This is a genomic window from Bradyrhizobium sp. USDA 327, from assembly GCF_041262065.1.
In the GTDB taxonomy this organism is placed as follows: Bacteria; Pseudomonadota; Alphaproteobacteria; order Rhizobiales; family Xanthobacteraceae; genus Bradyrhizobium; species Bradyrhizobium liaoningense.
On sequence record NZ_JBGCCW010000001.1, the window covers coordinates 1,444,684 to 1,463,641 of the forward strand.

20 protein-coding genes are annotated in these 18,958 nt (G+C 64.5%); 17 read left to right on the forward strand and 3 right to left on the reverse strand.

From position 1 onward, the window contains the following. Positions 1-95: 95 nt before the first annotated feature. The gene (locus ABIA42_RS06575) at positions 96-1,010 is read right to left on the reverse strand and encodes an alpha/beta fold hydrolase (protein ID WP_370114775.1); all 915 of its coding nucleotides are present in this window, start codon (positions 1,008-1,010) and stop codon (positions 96-98) included. 166 nt (positions 1,011-1,176) lie between these two features. Here ABIA42_RS06575 and ABIA42_RS06580 point away from each other — a divergent pair, with 166 nt between their 5' ends. From ABIA42_RS06580 to ABIA42_RS06655, 16 genes are all read left to right on the forward strand, one after another. Continuing rightward, a complete protein-coding gene (locus ABIA42_RS06580; protein WP_194388722.1) occupies positions 1,177-1,557 on the forward strand; it encodes a hypothetical protein in 381 nt (126 codons plus the stop codon). After that, complete coding sequence (locus ABIA42_RS06585) at positions 1,554-2,636, forward strand: PHA/PHB synthase family protein (protein WP_370114773.1); 1,083 nt, start codon at positions 1,554-1,556, stop codon at positions 2,634-2,636. The genes ABIA42_RS06580 and ABIA42_RS06585 overlap by 4 nt, the downstream gene beginning before the upstream one ends. Beyond that, a complete protein-coding gene (locus tag ABIA42_RS06590; protein ID WP_370114771.1) occupies positions 2,633-3,226 on the forward strand; it encodes an N-acetyltransferase family protein in 594 nt (197 codons plus the stop codon). The genes ABIA42_RS06585 and ABIA42_RS06590 overlap by 4 nt, the downstream gene beginning before the upstream one ends. A 222-nt stretch (positions 3,227-3,448) precedes the next feature. Then, on the forward strand, positions 3,449-3,904 hold the full coding sequence (locus ABIA42_RS06595; protein WP_061878177.1) for a phasin: 456 nt from the start codon (positions 3,449-3,451) through the stop codon (positions 3,902-3,904). 191 nt (positions 3,905-4,095) lie between these two features. Then, a complete protein-coding gene (locus tag ABIA42_RS06600; RefSeq protein ID WP_370114769.1) occupies positions 4,096-5,382 on the forward strand; it encodes a DUF445 domain-containing protein in 1,287 nt (428 codons plus the stop codon). 203 nt (positions 5,383-5,585) lie between these two features. Continuing rightward, positions 5,586-6,356, forward strand: coding sequence for an esterase/lipase family protein (locus tag ABIA42_RS06605; RefSeq protein ID WP_370114767.1), 771 nt, complete (start codon positions 5,586-5,588; stop codon positions 6,354-6,356). Between the two features lie 91 nt (positions 6,357-6,447). Further along, complete coding sequence (paaX, locus tag ABIA42_RS06610; protein ID WP_370114765.1) at positions 6,448-7,314, forward strand: phenylacetic acid degradation operon negative regulatory protein PaaX; 867 nt, start codon at positions 6,448-6,450, stop codon at positions 7,312-7,314. 76 nt (positions 7,315-7,390) lie between these two features. Then, entirely contained in the window at positions 7,391-8,383 is a 993-nt protein-coding gene (paaA, locus tag ABIA42_RS06615) for a 1,2-phenylacetyl-CoA epoxidase subunit PaaA (protein WP_319334060.1), read from the forward strand. Between the two features lie 10 nt (positions 8,384-8,393). Beyond that, on the forward strand, positions 8,394-8,681 hold the full coding sequence (paaB, locus tag ABIA42_RS06620; protein ID WP_028135228.1) for a 1,2-phenylacetyl-CoA epoxidase subunit PaaB: 288 nt from the start codon (positions 8,394-8,396) through the stop codon (positions 8,679-8,681). Further along, a complete protein-coding gene (paaC, locus tag ABIA42_RS06625) occupies positions 8,681-9,457 on the forward strand; it encodes a 1,2-phenylacetyl-CoA epoxidase subunit PaaC (RefSeq protein ID WP_370114762.1) in 777 nt (258 codons plus the stop codon). The genes paaB and paaC overlap by 1 nt, the downstream gene beginning before the upstream one ends. Then, entirely contained in the window at positions 9,451-9,954 is a 504-nt protein-coding gene (paaD, locus tag ABIA42_RS06630) for a 1,2-phenylacetyl-CoA epoxidase subunit PaaD (RefSeq protein WP_370114760.1), read from the forward strand. Before paaC ends, paaD begins: the two co-directional genes overlap by 7 nt. 2 nt (positions 9,955-9,956) lie before the next feature. Further along, the gene (paaE, locus tag ABIA42_RS06635) at positions 9,957-11,039 is read left to right on the forward strand and encodes a 1,2-phenylacetyl-CoA epoxidase subunit PaaE (protein ID WP_370114758.1); all 1,083 of its coding nucleotides are present in this window, start codon (positions 9,957-9,959) and stop codon (positions 11,037-11,039) included. A 101-nt stretch (positions 11,040-11,140) separates the two neighbouring features. Further along, positions 11,141-11,590, forward strand: a complete 450-nt coding sequence (paaI, locus tag ABIA42_RS06640; RefSeq protein WP_370114756.1) for a hydroxyphenylacetyl-CoA thioesterase PaaI — start codon at positions 11,141-11,143, stop codon at positions 11,588-11,590. A gap of 38 nt (positions 11,591-11,628) precedes the next feature. Then, positions 11,629-12,960 carry a phenylacetate--CoA ligase PaaK gene (gene paaK, locus ABIA42_RS06645; RefSeq protein WP_271529933.1) on the forward strand — a complete coding sequence of 444 codons (1,332 nt, stop codon included), beginning with the start codon at positions 11,629-11,631 and terminating at the stop codon, positions 12,958-12,960. A gap of 64 nt (positions 12,961-13,024) precedes the next feature. Next, positions 13,025-14,029, forward strand: a complete 1,005-nt coding sequence (locus ABIA42_RS06650; RefSeq protein WP_370114754.1) for a zinc-binding alcohol dehydrogenase family protein — start codon at positions 13,025-13,027, stop codon at positions 14,027-14,029. 112 nt (positions 14,030-14,141) lie between these two features. Beyond that, positions 14,142-15,197: a YeeE/YedE family protein gene (locus ABIA42_RS06655; protein WP_271529931.1), complete on the forward strand. Its 1,056-nt coding sequence runs from the start codon at positions 14,142-14,144 to the stop codon at positions 15,195-15,197. Here ABIA42_RS06655 and ABIA42_RS06660 read toward each other — a convergent pair. Further along, complete coding sequence (locus ABIA42_RS06660; RefSeq protein WP_370114752.1) at positions 15,176-16,090, reverse strand: DMT family transporter; 915 nt, start codon at positions 16,088-16,090, stop codon at positions 15,176-15,178. The genes ABIA42_RS06655 and ABIA42_RS06660 overlap by 22 nt on opposite strands. A gap of 82 nt (positions 16,091-16,172) precedes the next feature. Here ABIA42_RS06660 and ABIA42_RS06665 point away from each other — a divergent pair, with 82 nt between their 5' ends. Next, positions 16,173-17,621, forward strand: coding sequence for a PLP-dependent aminotransferase family protein (locus tag ABIA42_RS06665; protein ID WP_370114750.1), 1,449 nt, complete (start codon positions 16,173-16,175; stop codon positions 17,619-17,621). Positions 17,622-17,731: 110 nt separating this feature from the next. Here ABIA42_RS06665 and ABIA42_RS06670 read toward each other — a convergent pair whose 3' ends face one another. After that, positions 17,732-18,955 carry an alpha/beta fold hydrolase gene (locus ABIA42_RS06670; protein WP_370114748.1) on the reverse strand — a complete coding sequence of 408 codons (1,224 nt, stop codon included), beginning with the start codon at positions 18,953-18,955 and terminating at the stop codon, positions 17,732-17,734. Between the last annotated feature and the right edge of the window lie 3 nt (positions 18,956-18,958).

An 18,958-nucleotide genomic window follows, 5' to 3' on the forward strand; every position in this document is an offset into this window, starting at 1 on the left:
GCGTGATCCGGAAAAGTGCGCAGCGGTTTTCCGAAAAGATCATGCTTGAACTACAACCTGAAGCGCGATGACGATCATTCTAATCGCATCGCGCTTTAGGCCGCCTGCGCCGCCGCGCCGTGCGCATGCTTGGCGATGGCGCCGATGATCTCGGGCCAGAAGCGCATCGGCAGGGCGTGACCCATGCCTTCGATCATCAACAGCTTGGCATTCGGGATTGACGCCGCCGTGTCCTTGCCGCCTTCGGGATGGACCAGCGGATCGACTGTGCCGTGGATCACCAGCGTCGGTGTCTTCACGCTATGCAGGCGCTCCTTGCGGCTGCCGGAGGCCAGCACGGCACGGAGCTGCCGGCCGACGCCGGCCGGATTGAGCCCGCGCACGAACACGCGCTCGGCACGTTCGACGTCGAGCGCTTCCTCTTCCGGAAAAGACCCGGCGCGCAAAATCTTCCAGGTCTGGCCGAAGCGGACGATGAACTCCTCCTTGCTGCGTGGCGGCGGCGCCATCAGCATTGCGGCGGCCTCGCGGGTCGGCGGCGGCACGCGCGGATTGCCCGTGGTCGACATGATCGAAGTCAGCGAACGCACGCGGTGCGGAAACGACAGCGCCACCTCCTGTGCGATCATGCCGCCCATGGAGGCGCCGACCAGATGCGCCGACTTGATGCCGAGTGCTTCCATCAAGCCGACCGTGTCCTTGGCCATGTCGATCAGCTTGTAGGTCGCGGCCACGGGAATCCTGAGGAAACGCAGCTTCAGCAGCTCGAGCGGGGTCAGGCGCTTGCCGCCCGTGAGATGGCTCGACTTGCCGATGTCCCTGTTGTCGAAGCGGATCACGCGGAAGCCGCGCGCGGCGAGCTGCTCGCAGAACCCGTCGTCCCAATGGATCATCTGCGCCCCGAGCCCCATGATCAACAGCAGCGGCTCGGCATTGTCATTGCCGAAGATCTCGTAGCAGATGTCGATGCCATTGGCGCGGACGGTGTGGGGCGGCTGATGGGCGGTCACGGGCGCGGTCCCTCCTGCTGGTCGTTGCTGTATCGCACGGTTTCGTTCCGCAAAGAAGCTGCGAGCGCGACACCGCGCCCGCTGCTTGCCGGTTGACCGGCATCTCGCGACGGTGTGGTATGGCGAGAAGAGAAGGGTGCGAAACCCTCCGCATGGGAGGACGCTGATGACCGACAAGATCACCGATCCGGTCGCCTTGTGGCAGAAGATGGTCGGCGAGATGGAGAAGGGTTTCAACTCTTTCGCGACCAAGGCGATGGAGACGCCCGAGTTCTCGCAAGCCGTGAACCGCGCCGGCGGCGTTGCCGCAGGTGCTCAGAAGCAATTTGGCGATCTCATGGAGAAATATCTGCTCTCCATGAACCTGCCGAGCCGCGAGCAGATGACCGGTATCGCGGAGCGGCTTCAGTCGATTGAAGGCCAACTCGGCGAGATCAAGTCGATGCTGAGCCAGATGTCGGCCAGCTCGGGTGCGCAGCAGGGCGGCGCTGCTCCGCGGCCGCCGCGGACGAAACGTCCGCCGTCCGAAGGCGGAGACCAAAAGTGAACGCGACGACGGGACTTGATTTCGCCTCCATCCCGGAGCGCATCCAGTCCGAGGTGCAGCGCGCGATTCAGCGCAGCATCAAGGGCGTCGAGTATTTCTCGACCTCGGGCCCTTCGCTCGGCTCGACACCGAAGGACGTGCTGCATTCGCGCGGAACCATGAGCCTCTACCACTATCGGCCGATGTCGGACGAGATCTACCGCGTGCCGGTGCTGATCGTGATGGCCACGACCAACCGCGGCTACATCCTCGACCTCGTGCCCGGCCAGAGCTTCATCGAGTTCCTGCTGAGGCGCGGCTACGACGTCTATATGCTGGACTGGACCGCCCCGCGGCCGGAGGAGAAGAACCTGCGCATGGAGGACTATGTCCTCGACTTCATTCCGGACTGCATCCGCCGCGTGCAAGCCGATTCCGGCGAGCAGGACGTCTCCGTCATCGGCTATTGCTTCGGCGGCGTGCTGTCGCTGCTCTACGGCTCGATCCACAAGGACGGGCCGATGAAGAATTTGATCTGCTTCACCACGCCGATCGACTTCCGCGAGATGAGACTGTTCTCGAACTTCTCCGACCGCCGCTATTTCGACGTCGATCGTCTCGTCGATAGCGTGGGAAACGTGCCGCCGGAGATGATCCTGTCCTCGTTCGAGATGCTGCGCCCCGCCTCGCGCACGGCGAGTCAGATCCAGCTTTGGGAGAACATCTGGAACGACGAGTTCGTCAAGTCCTACCGCATGTTCGACCGCTGGGCGACCGACACGCTGCCGCTGGCGGGCGAGTATTTCCGCGCCATCACCAAGGACCTGATGTGGGACAACAAGTTGTTCAACGACACCATGTCGGTTGGCGGCCGGGCGGCGAGGCTGGAAGACATCACGGTGCCGATCCTGCATGCGGTCGCCGAGCACGACCACATCGTGCCGTATGAGGCCGCCAAACATCTGATCGCCAAGGTCGGCTCGGCGGACAAGGAGGAGGTGATCCTGAAGGGTGGTCACGTCTCTCTCGTCGCGGGCGCCAACGCGGTGAAGCGACTGTGGCCGAAACTGGATTCCTGGCTGGGAAAGAGATCGACATGAGTGAGCAGCGTTCCTACCCGCGTCAGGTCGAGACCGAGGCCGGCGATTTCGAGATCCGCTTGATGTCGCCTGCGGACGAGGCCGCCGTGCTGGCCTTCGGCAAGGGCCTGCCGACCCACGATCTGCTGTTCCTCCCCCGCAACATCAGCGAGCCGAAGGTCCTGTCGGCATGGGTCAAGGAGATCGAGCGCGGCGCGATCCAGAGCCTGCTCGCGGTGAGAGAGGGCAGGGTGGTCGGGTGCGGCACGCTGGTGCGCGATCCGCATTCCTGGTCGCCGCATGTCGGCGAGATCCGGATGGTGGTCTCGCCCGATGTCCGCGGCAAGGGAGTGGGCAAGGCGCTCTCGCAGGAGACCTTTGCACTCGCGCTCGGCGCCGGCCTGGAGAAGCTCTCGGTTCAGATGACCGTCGACCAGCAGGCGGCGATCGCGCTGTTCGAAAGCCTCGGCTTCAAGGCCGAGGCGCTGCTGCGCGACCATGTCCGGGATGTCGACGGCAAGACCCACGACATCGTCGTGCTCGGTCACAACATCGCGCAGGTCCAGGCCCAGATGGAGGCGTATGGGGTGCCGGGCGCTGTCCAGCACTAGGAACGCCCGCTCGACATTCGGTTCAAATCGGGCCGATCATCGGTCCGGTTGGCTAAAGAGGCATCATGATGCCTCTTGCCGAGGCTTGTCACATTTTTGTGATGGTGCGTCGCAATATGTATGTTGCATCGCACAATTAACTATGCGATACAGATGGCTGCCCCGGGCCAATGAGGACGGGGTGAGCCCATAGCTCAGATCAATGAGGATGGAGAGAACCCCATGACCACTGAAACCAACACTGCTTTCGAGGGCTTCAAGGACGCTTTCAAGAACATCCAGAATCTGGAAGTTCCCGAGGCCGCCCGCGAATTCGTCAAGAAGACTGCCAACACTGCCAAGGACCGTGCCGCGGAGGCCTTCGCCGGCTCCGAGCGGGTGACCGCCGCTGTCGAGAATGCAGTGGCCGAATCCGTCGCCGAGGCCGGCAAGATCAGCCGCAATATCCAGCAGGCGATCTACGAGGACGCCGAGGCGTTCTTCTCGGGCATCGACAAGCTGGCGTCGGCAAAATCGATCAGCGAAGCCGTCGAGATCCAGTCGAGCCTGCTCCGCTCCCGCGGCGAAGTGTTCGTCTCGCGTGCCAAGGCGACCGCCGACTATCTCGGCAACCTCGCCGCCAACGGTGCGAAGTCCGCTCAGGACAATTTCGCCAAGGTCTACAACAAGACCGCCTGATTTGGCGCCTGAGTAGAAACTGAATTTGAGGCCCGCTTCGGCGGGCCTTTGTTTTTGCGCTACCGTCCTTGCGAGCGGGTCCGCGCGAAGCGCGGCCCGATGACAGGCCCGCGGAGCAATCCAGTCTGTCTCCGCGGAAAAACTCTGGATTGCTTCGCTTCGCTCGCAATCACGAGTAGTGTGATGCAGTGATGACTCCACCCGCCACCTTCTCCTTCGATACCCCCGGCGATGCCGAACGCGCGGCCGAGCTGCGCCGCGTGAAAACGTTGGCGACGCTGGTGCTGGCCGCGACGCTTCTGCTCTTCATCGTCGCGAAATGGCTTCTTCCGGTGCATCCCGTGTTCGGCTTCGTCGCAGCCTTCGCGGAAGCCGCGACCATCGGTGGCCTCGCCGATTGGTATGCGGTGGTCGCGCTGTTCAAGCGGCCGCTCGGCCTGCCGATCCCGCACACTGCGATCATCCAGAGCAATCAGGCCCGCATCGCTGACAAGCTCGGCGAATTCATCCAGGTGCATTTCCTCGAGGCCGGCCCCGTCGAGGCCAAGCTGAAGGAAATCGATTTCGGCTCCTTCGTCGCGGACTGGCTGCGTGACCGCAAGCGCAGTGACGATCTGGCGCGCTTCGCGCTGCGTCTGTTGCCGGAGGCCGTTTCCGCCACGGAAAGCTCCGGCCTGATGACCTTCATCATCCGCCGCCTGTCCTCGCAGCTCCAGGCGATCGACCTTGCGCCGCTCGCCGCCGGCACGCTGCGCGGCTTCGTGGCAGAGGGGCGGCACCAGATCCTGTTCGACGATCTCCTGCGCATGATGCACGAGACGCTGAACCAGAAGGAAACGATGGCGATGATCCGCGAGAAAGTGCGCGCGGAGTTGCCGACCCTGCTCAGGCTCTATCGCGCCGACAAGTTTCTGGTGAACAAGATCGTGGCCTCAGCCACCGCTTTCTTCAATGAGGTGCGCAGCGATCCCAAGCATCCGTTCCGCGGCGAGTTCGATCGCATGGTGCTGAGCTTCGTCGATCGGCTCGGCACCGATCAAGCCTATATCGATCGCATCGACGGCTTGAAGCGCGATCTGCTCGCGCGACCCGAGCTTGCCGAACTCGCCCGCACCGTCTGGGCCAACACGCGCTCCTTCATCGAGCGTAGCGCGAGCGGCGAGACGCAGGTGCTGCAGCATCATCTCGCCGGCATGTTCGTCGCGGCCGGCGAGGCGCTCGCCGGCGATGCCGAACTGCGCGGCGAGATCAACAATGGCCTGGTGAGGGTGCTGCGCAGCTTCGTTGCCGACCAGAAGAGCGGCGTCTCCACCTTCATCTCGGATCAGGTCAAGGCGTGGAATATGACGCAGCTGATTATGCTGATCGAGATCAACATCGGGCGTGACCTGCAATACATCCGTTTCAATGGTTCGCTGATCGGCGGTCTCGCTGGTCTCGCGCTCTACTCCGCGGAATTTCTGCTTCGATTGTTGTGACTTTCGCGTCACGGCCGTTAGCATTGCCGCGCGGGCCTATTGCCGCCCCGCATCTCTCCCGCTTGAATGTCGGGAACCGGTCACCTAGCTGATTCATGTTGCGCTGCGGAACGTTCGACAAGCCGGTGCATTGGAATTTAATGCCCATTTGCCGGCTTCGCAGCCGGCGTCCTTTCCAGGAAGTTTTCCCAGGGGAAACATCGATGACCGCTACCGCCCAGACGCTGCGTCCGCCGTCCCGTACCCTGATGTTTCTGGAGGGGCGCGCGCTTCACGAGTTCGGCGCATTCCTCGGCGCGCTGCCGCTCCTCAGCCTCGCGCCACGCGGTGATGGGCATCCGGTGCTGGTGCTGCCGGGCCTCGTGGCTTCCGATGCGTCGACGCGCGCGCTGCGCACGTTTTTGACGAGCAAGGGTTATGCGGTGAGCGGTTGGCGTCAGGGTCGCAATTACGGCCTGCGCGAGGGCGTGCAGGATGCCATGGTCGATCTGGTCCAGGAGCTCAACGACAAGCACGGCCGCCGGATCAGCCTGGTCGGCTGGAGCCTCGGCGGTCTCTATGCCCGCCAGCTCGCCAAGATGATGCCGGAGCGGGTGCGCCAGGTGATCACGCTTGGCAGTCCCTTCGCCGGCGATCCGCGATCGACCAACGCCTGGCGCGTCTACGAATGGGCCAGCGGGCACAAGGCCGATGAGGTCGATCCGCGTTTCGGGGGAGAGCTTGTCGCTCCGCCGCCGGTGCCGACCACCGCTATCTTCAGCCGCACCGACGGTGTCTGCGCCTGGCAGGGCTGCATGGAGAAAACGGGCGCACAGACCGAGAGCATCGAGGTGGAGAGCAGCCATTGCGGCATGGGCCATCATCCTGCCGTCGTCTATGCCGTGGCCGACCGGCTCGCGCAGAAGGAGGGCCAGTGGCGCCCATTTGATCGCAGCGGCTGGCGCAGCCTGGCGTATCCCGATCCGCATCGGTAGCTCGTTCTCCACTTCGTCCCGCACGACAATGGAAAAGGCGAGACGCTTCCGTCCATTGTCGTAGCCACGCCAAACGCGCTATGCCTCGCGCATGGCGCATCCGCTCTCCCGCATCATCGACCAGCTCAAGCGCGAGCCGTCGCGCACCGGCTCCATCGTCATCACCGTGTTCGGCGATGCCATCGTGCCGCGCGGCGGCTCCGTGTGGCTGGGGACGCTGCTGGAATTCTTCGCAAGCCTGGATATCGACAGCGGCGTCGTCCGCACCGCAATGTCGCGGCTTGCTGCCGACGGCTGGCTGACGCGCGAAAAGGTCGGGCGAAACAGTTTTTATCGCCTGGCCGACAAGGGTAGGCAGACCTTTGAAGCTGCCACGCGCCACATCTACGATCCGCCGCCATCGGACTGGACCGGCCGTTTCGAGCTGCTGCTGATCGGCAATGGCGAGGACCGCGACGCCTCGCGTGAGGCGCTGCGCAATGCCGGCTTCGGCAGTCCGCTGCCGGGCGTCTGGGTCGCGCCGTCGGGCGTGCCGGTGCCGGACGAGGCTGCGGGCGCCATCCGTCTCGAAGTCTCGGCGGAGGATGACAGCGGGCGGCGTCTGCTCAGCGCGAGCTGGCCGCTCGATCGTACCGCGGATGCCTATCTGAAATTCATGAAGACGTTCGAGCCGCTCCGTGCCGCGATCGCGCGCGGTACGGAATTGTCCGATGCCGATGCCTTCACCGCGCGGATCCTGTTGATCCACTACTATCGCCGTGTCGTGCTGCGCGACCCGCTGTTGCCCGAGAGCCTGCTGCCGGCGGATTGGCCGGGAAGGGCGGCCCGCGTGCTGTGCGGCGAGATCTATCGCGCGCTCCTCGCTCCATCGGAACAATGGCTCGACGGCCATGCAATCAACCAGAAGGGGCCGTTGCCGGCGGCCTTGAAGCTGCTGGAACGGAGGTTCGATGCTTGATTGTTGTGTTACAGAAATATCTTGCATGAGATAATTTCTGTTATATATTGCCTCCCAATAAATCGGGAGGATGCGCATGTATACCCAGGCGCTGAACACGGCCGAGACCGACGATCGCGGTCTCGAGGACGCGGCCAAGGCTGCTCAGTTCCAGGCCCGCATCGATGCCGAGGAACGCATCGAGCCGAACGACTGGATGCCGGCGGCCTACCGCAAGACGCTCACCCGCCAGATCTCCCAGCACGCCCATTCCGAGATCGTCGGCATGCTGCCTGAAGGCAACTGGATCACCCGTGCGCCGACGTTGCGCCGCAAGGCCGCGCTGCTCGCCAAGGTGCAGGACGAGTGCGGCCATGGGCTCTATCTCTACGCGGCGGCGGAGACGCTCGGCTCCTCGCGCGAAGAGCTGGTCGACGCGATGCTCGCCGGCAAGGCAAAATATTCCTCGATCTTCAATTATCCGACGCTGACCTGGGCCGATATCGGTACGATCGGCTGGCTGGTCGACGGCGCGGCGATCATGAACCAGATCCCGCTGTGCCGCTGCTCCTATGGTCCCTATGCGCGCGCGATGATCCGCGTCTGCAAGGAGGAGTCGTTCCATCAGCGCCAGGGCTACGAAATCATGGTGACGCTGTGCCGCGGCTCCGACGAGCAGAAGGCGATGGCGCAGGACGCGCTGAACCGCTGGTGGTGGCCGGTGCTGATGATGTTCGGCCCGCCGGATGTCGCGAGCCAGCACAGCGACACCTCGACGAGGTGGAAGATCAAGCGCTTCTCCAATGACGAGCTGCGCCAGAAATTCGTCGATGCCACCGTACCGCAGGCGCAATATCTCGGCCTCACCATTCCCGATCCCGGCATGACGCAGGATGCGGACGGACACTGGCGCTACAGCGAGATCGACTGGACCGAATTCAAGCAAGTGCTCGCCGGCAATGGCCCCTGCAACCGCGACCGCATGGCCGCGCGCCGCAAGGCGCACGAGGAGGGCGCCTGGGTGCGCGAGGCGGCAGCCGCCTATGCCGCCAAGCGCGCGCGGCGTCAGACCGCGCAAGCTGCCGAATAGGGAGATCAATATGACCACGCCGAACACCCCGCTGTGGGAGGTCTTCATTCGCAGTCGCAACGGGCTCGCGCACAAGCATGTGGGATCGCTGCATGCCAGCGACGCGACAATGGCGCTGCAAGCCGCCCGCGACATCTACACCCGCCGCGGCGAGGGCCTGTCGATCTGGGTCGTGCCATCGAGCGCGATCACCGCGAGCGATCCCGCCGAGAAGGGCATGATGTTCGAGCCGGCGGAGTCGAAGATCTACCGGCATCCGACCTTCTACGAGGTGCCGGAAGAAGTGGGGCACATGTGATGGCCGTGGCCAACATCCAGGTCTCCGAAACACCGCTGGTGCTCTATACGCTGCGCCGCGCCGACGATGCGCTGATCCTCGGCCACCGGCTGTCGGAATGGTGCGGGCACGCGCCGATGCTGGAAGAGGACATGGCGCTCTCCAACATTGCCCTCGACCTCATTGGTCAGGCACGCGAGCTCTACACCTACGCCGCGAAGGTCGAAGGCAAGGACAACGACGAGGACAAGCTCGCATATCTCCGCGACGTCAGGCAGTACCGCAATCTGTTGCTTGTTGAACAGCCGAATGGCGACTTTGCCCAGACGCTGGTGAGGCAGTTCTTCTATTCCGCCTTCGCCGACCTTTACTGGCGTGCCATGATGAGCTCGCGCGACACGACGCTTGCCGCCATTGCCGCCAAGTCGGAGAAGGAGAGCGCATATCACCTGCGCCACGCCTCGGAATGGATCATCAGGCTCGGGGACGGCACGGATGAAAGCCATCGACGGGCGCAGGCCGCGATCGATCATCTCTGGGCCTTCACCGGCGAGATGTTCTCGGTCGACGACGGCGAGCGCGCCCTGATCCAGGCCGGCATCGCCATTGATCCGGCGAGCTTGCGCGGTCGTTGGTTGACGACGCTGTCCGACGTCGTCGGCGAAGCGACACTTGAGCTGCCCCGGAACGACTGGATGCAGCAGGGTGGTCGGTCCGGCCGGCACAGCGAGCATCTCGGCCACCTCCTCTCCGAACTGCAGTCGATGCAACGCACCTTTCCGGGGTTGACATGGTGAGCGTGCTGGACCGCGACAGCGAGCTGCGCCGGCGGGCCTGGGACGCTGCGGCAAGCGTGGTCGATCCCGAAATCCCGGTGCTGACCATCGCCGATCTCGGCGTGCTCCGCGACGTCATAGTCGACGGTGATCATGTCGAGGTCGCGATCACGCCGACCTATTCGGGATGTCCCGCCATGAACATGATCGCGCTCGAAATCGAGATCGCGCTGGAGCGCGCCGGCTTTCATCATCCCAAGGTGCGCACCGTTCTGTCACCGGCCTGGACGACGGACTGGATGAGCGAGGAGGGCCGCCGCAAGCTGCGCGCCTACGGCATTGCGCCGCCGCAGGCCTCGAACTCGCGCCGCACGTTGTTCGGCGAGCAGGCCGTCGCGTGTCCGCAGTGCGGCTCCGACAGGACAGAGCTGTTGTCCGAGTTCGGCTCCACGTCCTGCAAGGCGCTGTGGCGCTGCAAGGCCTGCCGCGAACCCTTCGATTATTTCAAGTGTCATTGACCATGTCCGCAGCCGCACCGCGCTTCCATCGCCTGACCGTCAACGACCTCCGCCGCGAGGCGTCCGACGCCGTCTCGATGACCTTCGCCATCCCCGGCGAACTCGCCGGCGATTACGCCTTCACGCCCGGCCAGTATCTCACGCTCCGCACCATGCTGGATGGCGAAGAGGTACGCCGCTCCTATTCGATCTGCTCCGGCCCCGACGACGGCGAGATCCGCATCGCCGTGAAGAAGGTTGACGGCGGCGCGTTCTCGAACTGGGCGGCGGACGAGCTGAAAAGCGGCGACGAGCTCGACGTGATGACGCCGACCGGCCGCTTCGGCGTGGTCCCCGCGGCAGATAGCCCGCGCATCCATGTCGGCTTCGCCGCCGGCTCCGGCATCACTCCGATCCTGTCGATCGCGAAGGGTGTGCTTGCGCGCGAGCGGGACAGCCGCTTCTTCCTGTTCTACGGCAACCGTACCACCGACAACATCATGTTCCTCGAGGCGCTCGAGGAGCTGAAGGATCGTTTCATCGATCGCCTCTCGCTCTTCCACGTCATCTCCGGCGAGGAGCAGGACATCCCGATCCTGCATGGCCGGCTCGACGGCGACAAGGTGAGGGTGCTGCTGCGCTCGCTGGTGCCGGCTGGGAGCGTCGATCACGTCTTCATCTGCGGCCCCCTTGGCATGAGCGAGCAGATCGAGGCGACCTGCCGCGGTCTCGGCATTGCCGAAGAGCGTATTCACGTCGAGCGCTTCGTCTCCGAATTCGGCGGCAAGCCGCGGCCGAAGAAAGCCGTTGCGCCGGATGCGCCGCCGAAGGCGATCGCGTCGCTGATCATCGACGGCAAGCGGCGTGACGTGCCGGTCGCAGAGGACGAAGCGATCCTCGATGCTGCACTGCGCGCCGGGGTGGATCTGCCGTTCGCCTGCAAGGGTGGGATGTGCTCGACCTGCCGCGCAAAACTGGTTGAGGGCGAAGCGCCGATGGACATCAACTATTCGCTGGAACCGTGGGAGTTGAAGGCCGGCTTCGTCTTGACCTGCCAGGCAAAACCATCGTCCGAGCGTGTCGTAGTCGATTATGACCATGTCTGATCGGGCAGATCAGACCCGATGAATGCAAATGCGTCGCATTATTTGACAGCTTGAGCCAACCAGCAGAACATCATGTGCGAGCATCTGGCCCGGAGAAGCGCGTGAACGTCAAAGCCGCCCTGTCGCCTGAGGATATTGCCCGCGCCTGCGCTGACGCGATGTGGGCCGAGGACGATGCGTCCAAGGGTCTCGGGATGGAGATCGTCGAGATCGGCCCGGGCTTCGCAACGCTTGCGATGATGGTGCGGCCGGACATGGTCAACGGCCAGCGCATCGCCCATGGCGGCTTCATCTTCACCCTCGCCGACTCCGCCTTCGCGTTCGCCTGCAACTCGCACAATGAGCGCGTGGTGGCGGCGCAGGGACAGATCACCTTCATCAAGCCGGGCAAGCTCGGCGACCGTCTCGTTGCGAAGGCGCGGGAGATCACCCGCGGCGGCCGTTCCGGAATCTACGACGTGCGCGTGACCGCGGGCGACACCGTCATCGCGGAATTCCGCGGACATTCTCGCGTCATTCCCGGCACGTGGCTGCCGGCGCAAGATCAATAAGACCAAAGAAAAGAACAAACCAATGTGGGGAAACGAGGATGGCTCTGACGAGGCTCAAGGAAGGTGCCGGTACCTATAGCGCCGAGATGGACGCACATGAGCGCGCCTCGCGCGACGAGATCATGGCGCTGCAGAAGCAGCGGCTGGCCTGGTCGCTGAAGCACGCCTATGACAACGTCGCCCACTATCGCAAGGCCTTCGACAAGGCCGGCGTGCATCCGTCCGACTTTCGTGAGCTCTCGGATCTCGCAAATTTTCCGTTCACGGCGAAGACTGACCTGCGCGACAACTATCCCTTCAACATGTTCGCCGTGCCGCGCGAAAAGCTGGTGCGCGTGCATGCCTCGTCCGGCACCACGGGCAAGCCGATTGTGGTCGGTTATACCCAGCGCGACATCGATACATGGTCGGAGGTGATGGCGCGGTCGATCCGCGCCGCTGGCGGCCGCACCGGCATGATCATCCACAACGCCTACGGCTACGGCCTCTTCACCGGCGGGTTGGGTGTGCATTACGGCGCCGAGAAGCTCGGCTGCACCGTGGTGCCGATCTCCGGCGGCATGACCGAGCGGCAGGTGCAGCTCATCAACGACTTCCGCCCTGACATCATCACGGTGACGCCGAGCTACATGCTGGCGATCCTCGACGAGTTCAAGCGCCAGAAGCTCGATCCGCGCCAGAGCTCGCTCAAGGTCGGCATCTTCGGGGCCGAGCCCTGGACCAATGCGATGCGCGGCGAGATCGAGGACGCCTTCGACATGGACGCGACCGATATCTACGGTCTCTCCGAGGTGATCGGCCCCGGTGTCGCGCAGGAATGCATCGAGACCAAGGACGGCCTGCACATCTGGGAGGACCATTTCTATCCCGAGGTGATCGACCCCGAGACCGGTGCGGTGCTTCCGGATGGGGAGAAGGGCGAGCTCGTCTTCACCTCGCTCACCAAGGAAGCCTTTCCGGTGATCCGCTATCGTACCCGCGATTTGACGCGACTGCTGCCGGGCACGGCCCGGCCCGGCATGCGGCGGATGGAGAAGGTGACGGGGCGCTCCGACGACATGATCATCCTACGCGGCGTCAACCTGTTTCCGACCCAGATCGAGGAAGTGCTGCTCGCGACCGACTGGTGCGGCGGGCACTTCATCCTGGAACTGACTCGCGAAGGCCGCATGGACGAGCTGACCATCGTCGCGGAGGCGCGACCCGAGAGCTGGGACGGCCGTGGTCTGCTCGACCACGCCGACCGCGTCTCGACCCACATCAAGAACACGATCGGGATCAGCTCCAGGGTGCAGGTGGTTGCGCCCGCCACGCTGGAACGTTCCCTCGGCAAGGCCAAGCGGCTCTACGACAAGCGGCCCAAGGACTGACTGGATGGATTGACTTGACCGCGCCCAGAGGCGACAAGGCCCGCGAGAAATCGCGGGTCTTTTCATGTCGCCAGCCGATGCCAAAACCGTCGAAGCGCGCTGCGTGCGCCTTGCCTCAAAGGCTGAAAACGCTGCCGCGCTTGCGCCAGTCGTGGAGCGCCTGACACTCGAGCGCGGTCCGAACGATGTTCTGATCGAGGTCAAGGCCGCAGCCGTCAATCCATCCGACGTCAAGGCCGCGACCGGGCTGATGCCCTATGCCGTGTTTCCCCGGACTCCCGGCCGCGACTACGCCGGCGTGGTGATCGACGGGCCGGCGGGTACGGTCGGACGCGAAGTGTTCGGCTCCTCCGGCGATCTCGGTATCCGTCGTGACGGCACCCATGCCTCCCATCTCGTGGTCGAGGCTGATGCCGTCGTTGAGAAACCGAAGACCGTGTCCTGGGAGGAGGCCGCCGGCATCGGCGTGCCCTTCGTCACCGCGATGGAAGGCTTTCGCCGCGCGGGCGTGCCGAAGAGCGGCGAGACCGTGCTGGTGTTCGGCGTCAACGGCAAGGTCGGACAGGCCGCGGTTCAGATCGCGACCTGGCAGGGTGCGCGCGTCATCGGCGTGGTGCGCAGGACGGAAGCCTATGAGGGGCATAGCAGCGCGCCGGTCGAGGTGATCGACGCCTCTGCCGTTGACGTTGCCACGCGCGTGCGCGAATTGACCGGCGGGAAGGGCGCCGACATCGTCTTCAACACTGTCGGCGATCCCTACTTCCAGGCTGCGCACAAATCGCTTGCGCTGCGCGGCCGCCAGATCCTGATCGCAGCGATCGATCGCATCGTTCAGTTCAACATCCTCGAATTCTATCGCGGCCAGCACACCTATGTCGGCATCGACACGCTGGGCCTGTCATCGGCTGCAACAGGCGCGGTGCTGCGCCACCTCGGTCCCGGCTTCGCCAGCGGCCATCTGAAGCCGTTTCCGATCAGGGCGAATGCGATCTATCCGCTCGAGCGCGCCAAGGAAGCCTATGTCGCCGTCGCCGGCTCCTCGCGCGACCGGGTCATCCTGAAGCCGTAGCAAATCGTCATTGCGAGCGCAGCGAAGCAATCCAGCCGGTCTCCGCGGATGCATTTCTGGATTGCTTCGCTGCGCTCGCAATGACGGACGTCGAGAGATATGAGAACAGTCGATGGAATCCGCCCAATTCGTCATCTTCGCCGGTCTCGTCATCGGGCTCGTCTACGGCGCCGTCGGCTTGCTCAGCGGTTTCTGCCTGATGAGCAGCATGCGCGGCTTTCTGGCGGAGGGGGACGGGCGGCTGGTGCGGAGCTATGCGCTGGCGATCGCCGTTGCGATCGCTGCGAGCCAGTTCCTTGCCGGCAACGGCATGGTCGATCTCGGCAGGTCGATCTACCTGCAGCAGTCATTCTCAGTGCCTGTGCTCTTCCTCGGCGGCCTGCTGTTCGGCTACGGCATGGTGCTGTCGAATGGCTGCGGGTCGCGGGCGCTGGTGCTGCTCGGCCGCGGCAATCTCCGCTCCTTCGTCGTCGTGATCGTGCTGGCCATCGCCGCGCAGATGACGCTGAAGGGCCTGATCGCGCCAGCGCGTATCGCGCTGGTCCAGGCCTCGCAAACGACCGTCAGCGCAAATTCGCTGCCGTCCGTGCTGGCAATGCTCGGTCTCACGGAATCGCTTTCGCGCGCGCTTGCCGCCGCCGCGACGGTCGTCGCGCTGATGCTGTTTGCCTTCGCGCACCCAGCGTTTCGCCGTTCGCCGGGTCAGATCGTGGCAGGTGTCGTCGTGGGCCTGCTCGTCGCCGGCGGCTGGTACGTCACCGGCTGTCTCGGCGCTGACGACTTCAACCCCGTCCCCGTCACCTCGCTCACCTTCATCGCGCCGATCGCCGATAGCCTGCAATACGCCATGCTCTCGACCGGTCTTACGTTGAATTTCGGCATCGCGACGGTGGCCGGCGTCTTCGCCGGCAGTCTGGTGACGGCGCTCGCGACGGGCCGGTTCAAGCTCGAAGGCTATTCCTCACCGCGTCACATGCTGCGCTCAGGCAGCGGCGCGGCGCTGATGGGTATCGGCGGCGTGATGGCGTTCGGCTGCTCGATCGGGCAGGGGCTGACTGGCGTCTCTACGCTCGCGCTGGGGTCGTTCGTGGCGCTCGCCGGCATCCTGCTCGGCACGACGGCGGGCCTGCACGGTGCGCTGCGGGTTCAACCCCTCGCGGTGGCCTGACCGCGCAGCAGTCGGTCGCCGAGCGTCGCAAGGCCGATGCCGCTGACGATCAGTCCGGCCGCGATGGTAAGGCTCGCGTCGATCGGCTCACCCAGCAGGATTGCGGCACTGGCGATGCCGACGAGCGGCGTCGCGGTGGTCCCGAGCGACGTCGTCAGCGCCGAGATGCTCTTGTTGACCATCGACATCGCCCAATAGGCCAGCGCCGTCCCGATCAGGCCCGAATACAGGAACAGCGACACGAGCCTCCATGACCACTCGACTTGCGGCAGCCCGTCGATGATCATCGCCAGTGTCGACAGCACGGCCGTGGCCACGAGCACCTGCCAGAGCAGGAGCTGGAGCGGAGAAGCGATCCAGCGATGCGCGCGGATATAGATGATGTTCGCGGCCCAGGAGATCGCGGCCAGGATGACCATGCCGGCGCCGACCAGGACTCCTGTATTGGTCCAGTCGATCGAGGACGGATTCAGGATGACGGCAAGCCCGATCAGTCCGAGCAGAGCGCCGGCGAGCTTCGGCGCGGTCAGCGTGTCCTTTCCGAGGATGGGCGCGGCCAGTGCGACCCAGAGCGGCGTGGTGTAGCCGAGCACGACGCCCTTGCTCGCGGGCAGGAAGCGCAGGCCCGCCGCGACGAGTATCGAGAACAGCGTCATGTGCAGCAGCGCGACGCTGAGGATGACTGGCACGTCGCGTCGCTCCGGGATCACCAGATTCTTGCTCAGTCCGAGGATCACGATGAGGCCGACCAGAGCGATCCAACTTCGGATCGCGGCGGTCCACAGCGGTGGAACGAATTGCACGAGTTGCTTCGTCACCGACCAGTTCACACCCCAGGCCAGTACGACGATGAGGAACAGGCCGACGGCCGCGCGGGGTGAAAGTGAGTTCATCTCGGAGTCCTTGCAGCAGTCCGGTTCGCCGGATAGCATCGCCACTGGCACCTGAAAAAGTGCCAGATTGGAGAATAATGAGATGCCAGTTTCGGAAGAGGTGATCTCCGCTCTGATCGACTTGAAACGGACGGAGGACGCGGGGCTGGTGACGCAGCTGACGGGCCAGCTTAGAGACCTGATCGCGAGTGGCCGTCTCGGGAGGGGTCGTACGCTGCCGTCGAGCCGTCGGCTCGCGAGCGATCTCGGCGTCTCCCGCAACACCGTCACTTATGCGTACGAGCAGCTTGCCGCCGAGGGATATGTTGCGGCGTCGCACGGCCGCCGTCCGGTGGTCACGGTCGATGGAGGCGGACGTCGTATAAGGGCCGGCACCGCTGCGGCGCGCGGACGCTCCGGAAAGCCGCGACTTTCGCCCTGGGCCTCGAATCTCAAGCAGACCGACTGGCCGATGTCCTATCAGGCAGCACTGAGGCCGTTGCGCCCCGGGCATGGCGATTTCAGAGAGTTTCCGGACGAGGTCTGGGCGCGTTGCTTGCGTCGCGGTGCCCTGCGTGCAGCCAGGCGCGAGCTCGGCCCGCTCAACCGGACGCGCCTGCGCGAAGTGCTCGCGGATTATCTGGCGACCAGCCGGGGTGTCCGGGCCGCCGCAGACCAGATCATGATCCTGCCGAGTGCGCAGGCTGCGTTGATCTTGATTGCCGCGACCATCATCACGCCCGGCGATGAGGTCTGGGTCGAGGATCCCGGCTATCCCGGTGCTGCGGCCGCCTTCAGGGCGTCCGGCGCGCGCGTGAGCGGTATCGGACTGGACGAGCAGGGTATGCAACGGATGCCGGGCCTTGCGGCGCCAAAACTGATCTTCATGACGCCCTCGCATCAGCATCCGACGGGGCGGCTGATGTCGCTGGCCCGCCGCGCCGAGTTTCTCGGCCTGAGCAGGCCCGGCAAGACCTGGATCGTGGAGGACGACTACGACGGCGAATTCCACTATGACAGCCGGCCGGTGCCGGCCTTGCAGGGGCTCGATGCCCATGGCCGCGTGTTCTATGTCGGCACCTTCTCGAAGGCGATGACGCCGGATATCCGGCTCGGCTATCTCGTCGCGCCGCCGGCACTGGCCAGCATCCTGGAGATCGCGCAGCGGCATATCGGACTGATCGCTTCGAGTCACATCCAGGAAGCACTCTCCGAGTTCATCGCCGATGGGCATTTCCTCGCACATCTGCGCCGGATGCGCCGGCTCTATCACGCGCGCCGCGATCACCTCGTCGAGCAACTGGAGCGACAGCTCGGCGGGATGCTCTCAGTCGAAGTGCCTCCTGGAGGCATCCAACTCGTCGCCCGACTCAAGCGCGGTCGCACTGATCAGGCGGCGGTGAAGCGGCTGGTTGCGGCGGGGGTCGAGACGCGCGCCCTGTCGAGCCTGGCGGTTGGCCGGCCCCGCGATCGCGGCCTGCTGCTCGGCTTTGCGGCGTGGCGCGAGAGCGAGATCAGCGCGGCCGTGCGGACGATGGCATCGTGCTTCTAAAGCATGATCGGGAAAAGTGCGCAGCGGTTTTCCGAAAAGATCACGCTTAAACAACAACCTAAACCGCGATGACGATTCATGCTAATCGCATCGCGCTTCAGTACAAGCGCCTAGTCAACCGCCTTCGTCACGATGCGGATCTCCGACGTCAGCGTCCGGTGCACCGGGCACTTGTCGGCGATCTCCATCAGCTTCTTGCGTTGCTCGGCATCGAGGGCGCCATCCATCGTGATGTCGCGCTCAATCTGGTCGAGCATGCCGTCGCGGGTCTCGCATTCTTCGCAGTCTTTTGCGTAAATCTTGGAATGCTTCAGCGTGACGGTCACGCGCTCGAGCGGCAGTGACTTGCGGTCGGCATAGAGGCGCATGGTCATGGAGGTGCAGGCGCCGAGGCCGGCGAGCAGGAAGTCATACGGGCCGGGCCCCGCATCTGCGCCGCCGGCCGCGACCGGCTCGTCGGCCACCAGATGATGCGGGCCGACGGTGATGATCTGGTTGAACTTGCTCTTGCGGGTCTCCTGCACCACGACCTTTCGCGGGTCCTCGGCTAGATCCATCGCTTTTGCGGGCTTTGCTGCGTCAATGTAACGGCTCGTCCAGGCCGCGATCACGTCGGCCGCGTAAAGCGCGTCGGTGGGCTTCGTCAGCAGATGATCGGCATGATCGAGCGAGACGAAGCTCTTGGGATGCTTTGCCGCAACGAAGATCTTCGTCGCATTGTCGATGCCGACGGTGTCGTCGACAGGCGAATGCATCACCAGCAGCGCCTTGTGCAGGCCGGTGACGTCCTTCATCAGCTCGCGCTCGGCGATGTCGTCGAGGAATTCACGCCTGATCCGGAACGGACGTCCCGCGAGCGAGACTTCGACCTCGCCCTCGGTGCGGATCTTGTCGATATGCTCCTTGAACAGACCGGTGACGTGGGCGGGATCGGACGGCGCCGCGATGGTTACGACCGCCCTGGCTTCGGGGATCTGACCTGCTGCCGCGAGGATCGCGGCACCGCCGAGGCTGTGGCCGATCAGGATTGACGGCGCCTTGCGGATGCTGCGCAGGTGATCGGCCGCGCGCACGAGATCGGCGACGTTGGAGGAGAACGTCGTATTGGCGAAATCGCCCTCGCTGGAGCCGAGCCCGGTGAAGTCGAACCGCAGCACCGCAATGCCTTTGGCGGCGAGCGCGACCGCAATGCGCTTGGCCGCCAGCGCGTCCTTGCCGCAGGTGAAGCAATGCGCGAACAGCGCGAACGCCACGGCCTCGCCGTCAGGCAGCTCCAGCGCGGCCGAGAGCTGATGGCCGCCTTCTCCAGTGAATTGAAAGCGTTCCGTCGGCATGGG

Excerpts from the sequence above, each read along its gene's own strand:
- paaE (WP_370114758.1), top strand. The coding sequence starts at position 9,957 with ATGTCCGCAGCCGCACCGCGCTTCCATCGCCTGACCGTCAACGACCTC.
- ABIA42_RS06650 (WP_370114754.1), top strand. The coding sequence starts at position 13,025 with ATGTCGCCAGCCGATGCCAAAACCGTCGAAGCGCGCTGCGTGCGCCTT.
- ABIA42_RS06655 (WP_271529931.1), top strand. The coding sequence starts at position 14,142 with ATGGAATCCGCCCAATTCGTCATCTTCGCCGGTCTCGTCATCGGGCTC.
- paaX (WP_370114765.1), top strand. The coding sequence starts at position 6,448 with ATGGCGCATCCGCTCTCCCGCATCATCGACCAGCTCAAGCGCGAGCCG.
- ABIA42_RS06670 (WP_370114748.1), bottom strand. The coding sequence starts at position 18,955 with ATGCCGACGGAACGCTTTCAATTCACTGGAGAAGGCGGCCATCAGCTC.
- paaC (WP_370114762.1), top strand. The coding sequence starts at position 8,681 with ATGGCCGTGGCCAACATCCAGGTCTCCGAAACACCGCTGGTGCTCTAT.
- ABIA42_RS06595 (WP_061878177.1), top strand. The coding sequence starts at position 3,449 with ATGACCACTGAAACCAACACTGCTTTCGAGGGCTTCAAGGACGCTTTC.
- ABIA42_RS06580 (WP_194388722.1), top strand. The coding sequence starts at position 1,177 with ATGACCGACAAGATCACCGATCCGGTCGCCTTGTGGCAGAAGATGGTC.
- paaD (WP_370114760.1), top strand. The coding sequence starts at position 9,451 with ATGGTGAGCGTGCTGGACCGCGACAGCGAGCTGCGCCGGCGGGCCTGG.
- paaB (WP_028135228.1), top strand. The coding sequence starts at position 8,394 with ATGACCACGCCGAACACCCCGCTGTGGGAGGTCTTCATTCGCAGTCGC.
- paaK (WP_271529933.1), top strand. The coding sequence starts at position 11,629 with ATGGCTCTGACGAGGCTCAAGGAAGGTGCCGGTACCTATAGCGCCGAG.
- ABIA42_RS06590 (WP_370114771.1), top strand. The coding sequence starts at position 2,633 with ATGAGTGAGCAGCGTTCCTACCCGCGTCAGGTCGAGACCGAGGCCGGC.
- ABIA42_RS06605 (WP_370114767.1), top strand. The coding sequence starts at position 5,586 with ATGACCGCTACCGCCCAGACGCTGCGTCCGCCGTCCCGTACCCTGATG.
- ABIA42_RS06600 (WP_370114769.1), top strand. The coding sequence starts at position 4,096 with ATGACTCCACCCGCCACCTTCTCCTTCGATACCCCCGGCGATGCCGAA.
- ABIA42_RS06660 (WP_370114752.1), bottom strand. The coding sequence starts at position 16,090 with ATGAACTCACTTTCACCCCGCGCGGCCGTCGGCCTGTTCCTCATCGTC.
- ABIA42_RS06665 (WP_370114750.1), top strand. The coding sequence starts at position 16,173 with ATGCCAGTTTCGGAAGAGGTGATCTCCGCTCTGATCGACTTGAAACGG.
- paaA (WP_319334060.1), top strand. The coding sequence starts at position 7,391 with ATGTATACCCAGGCGCTGAACACGGCCGAGACCGACGATCGCGGTCTC.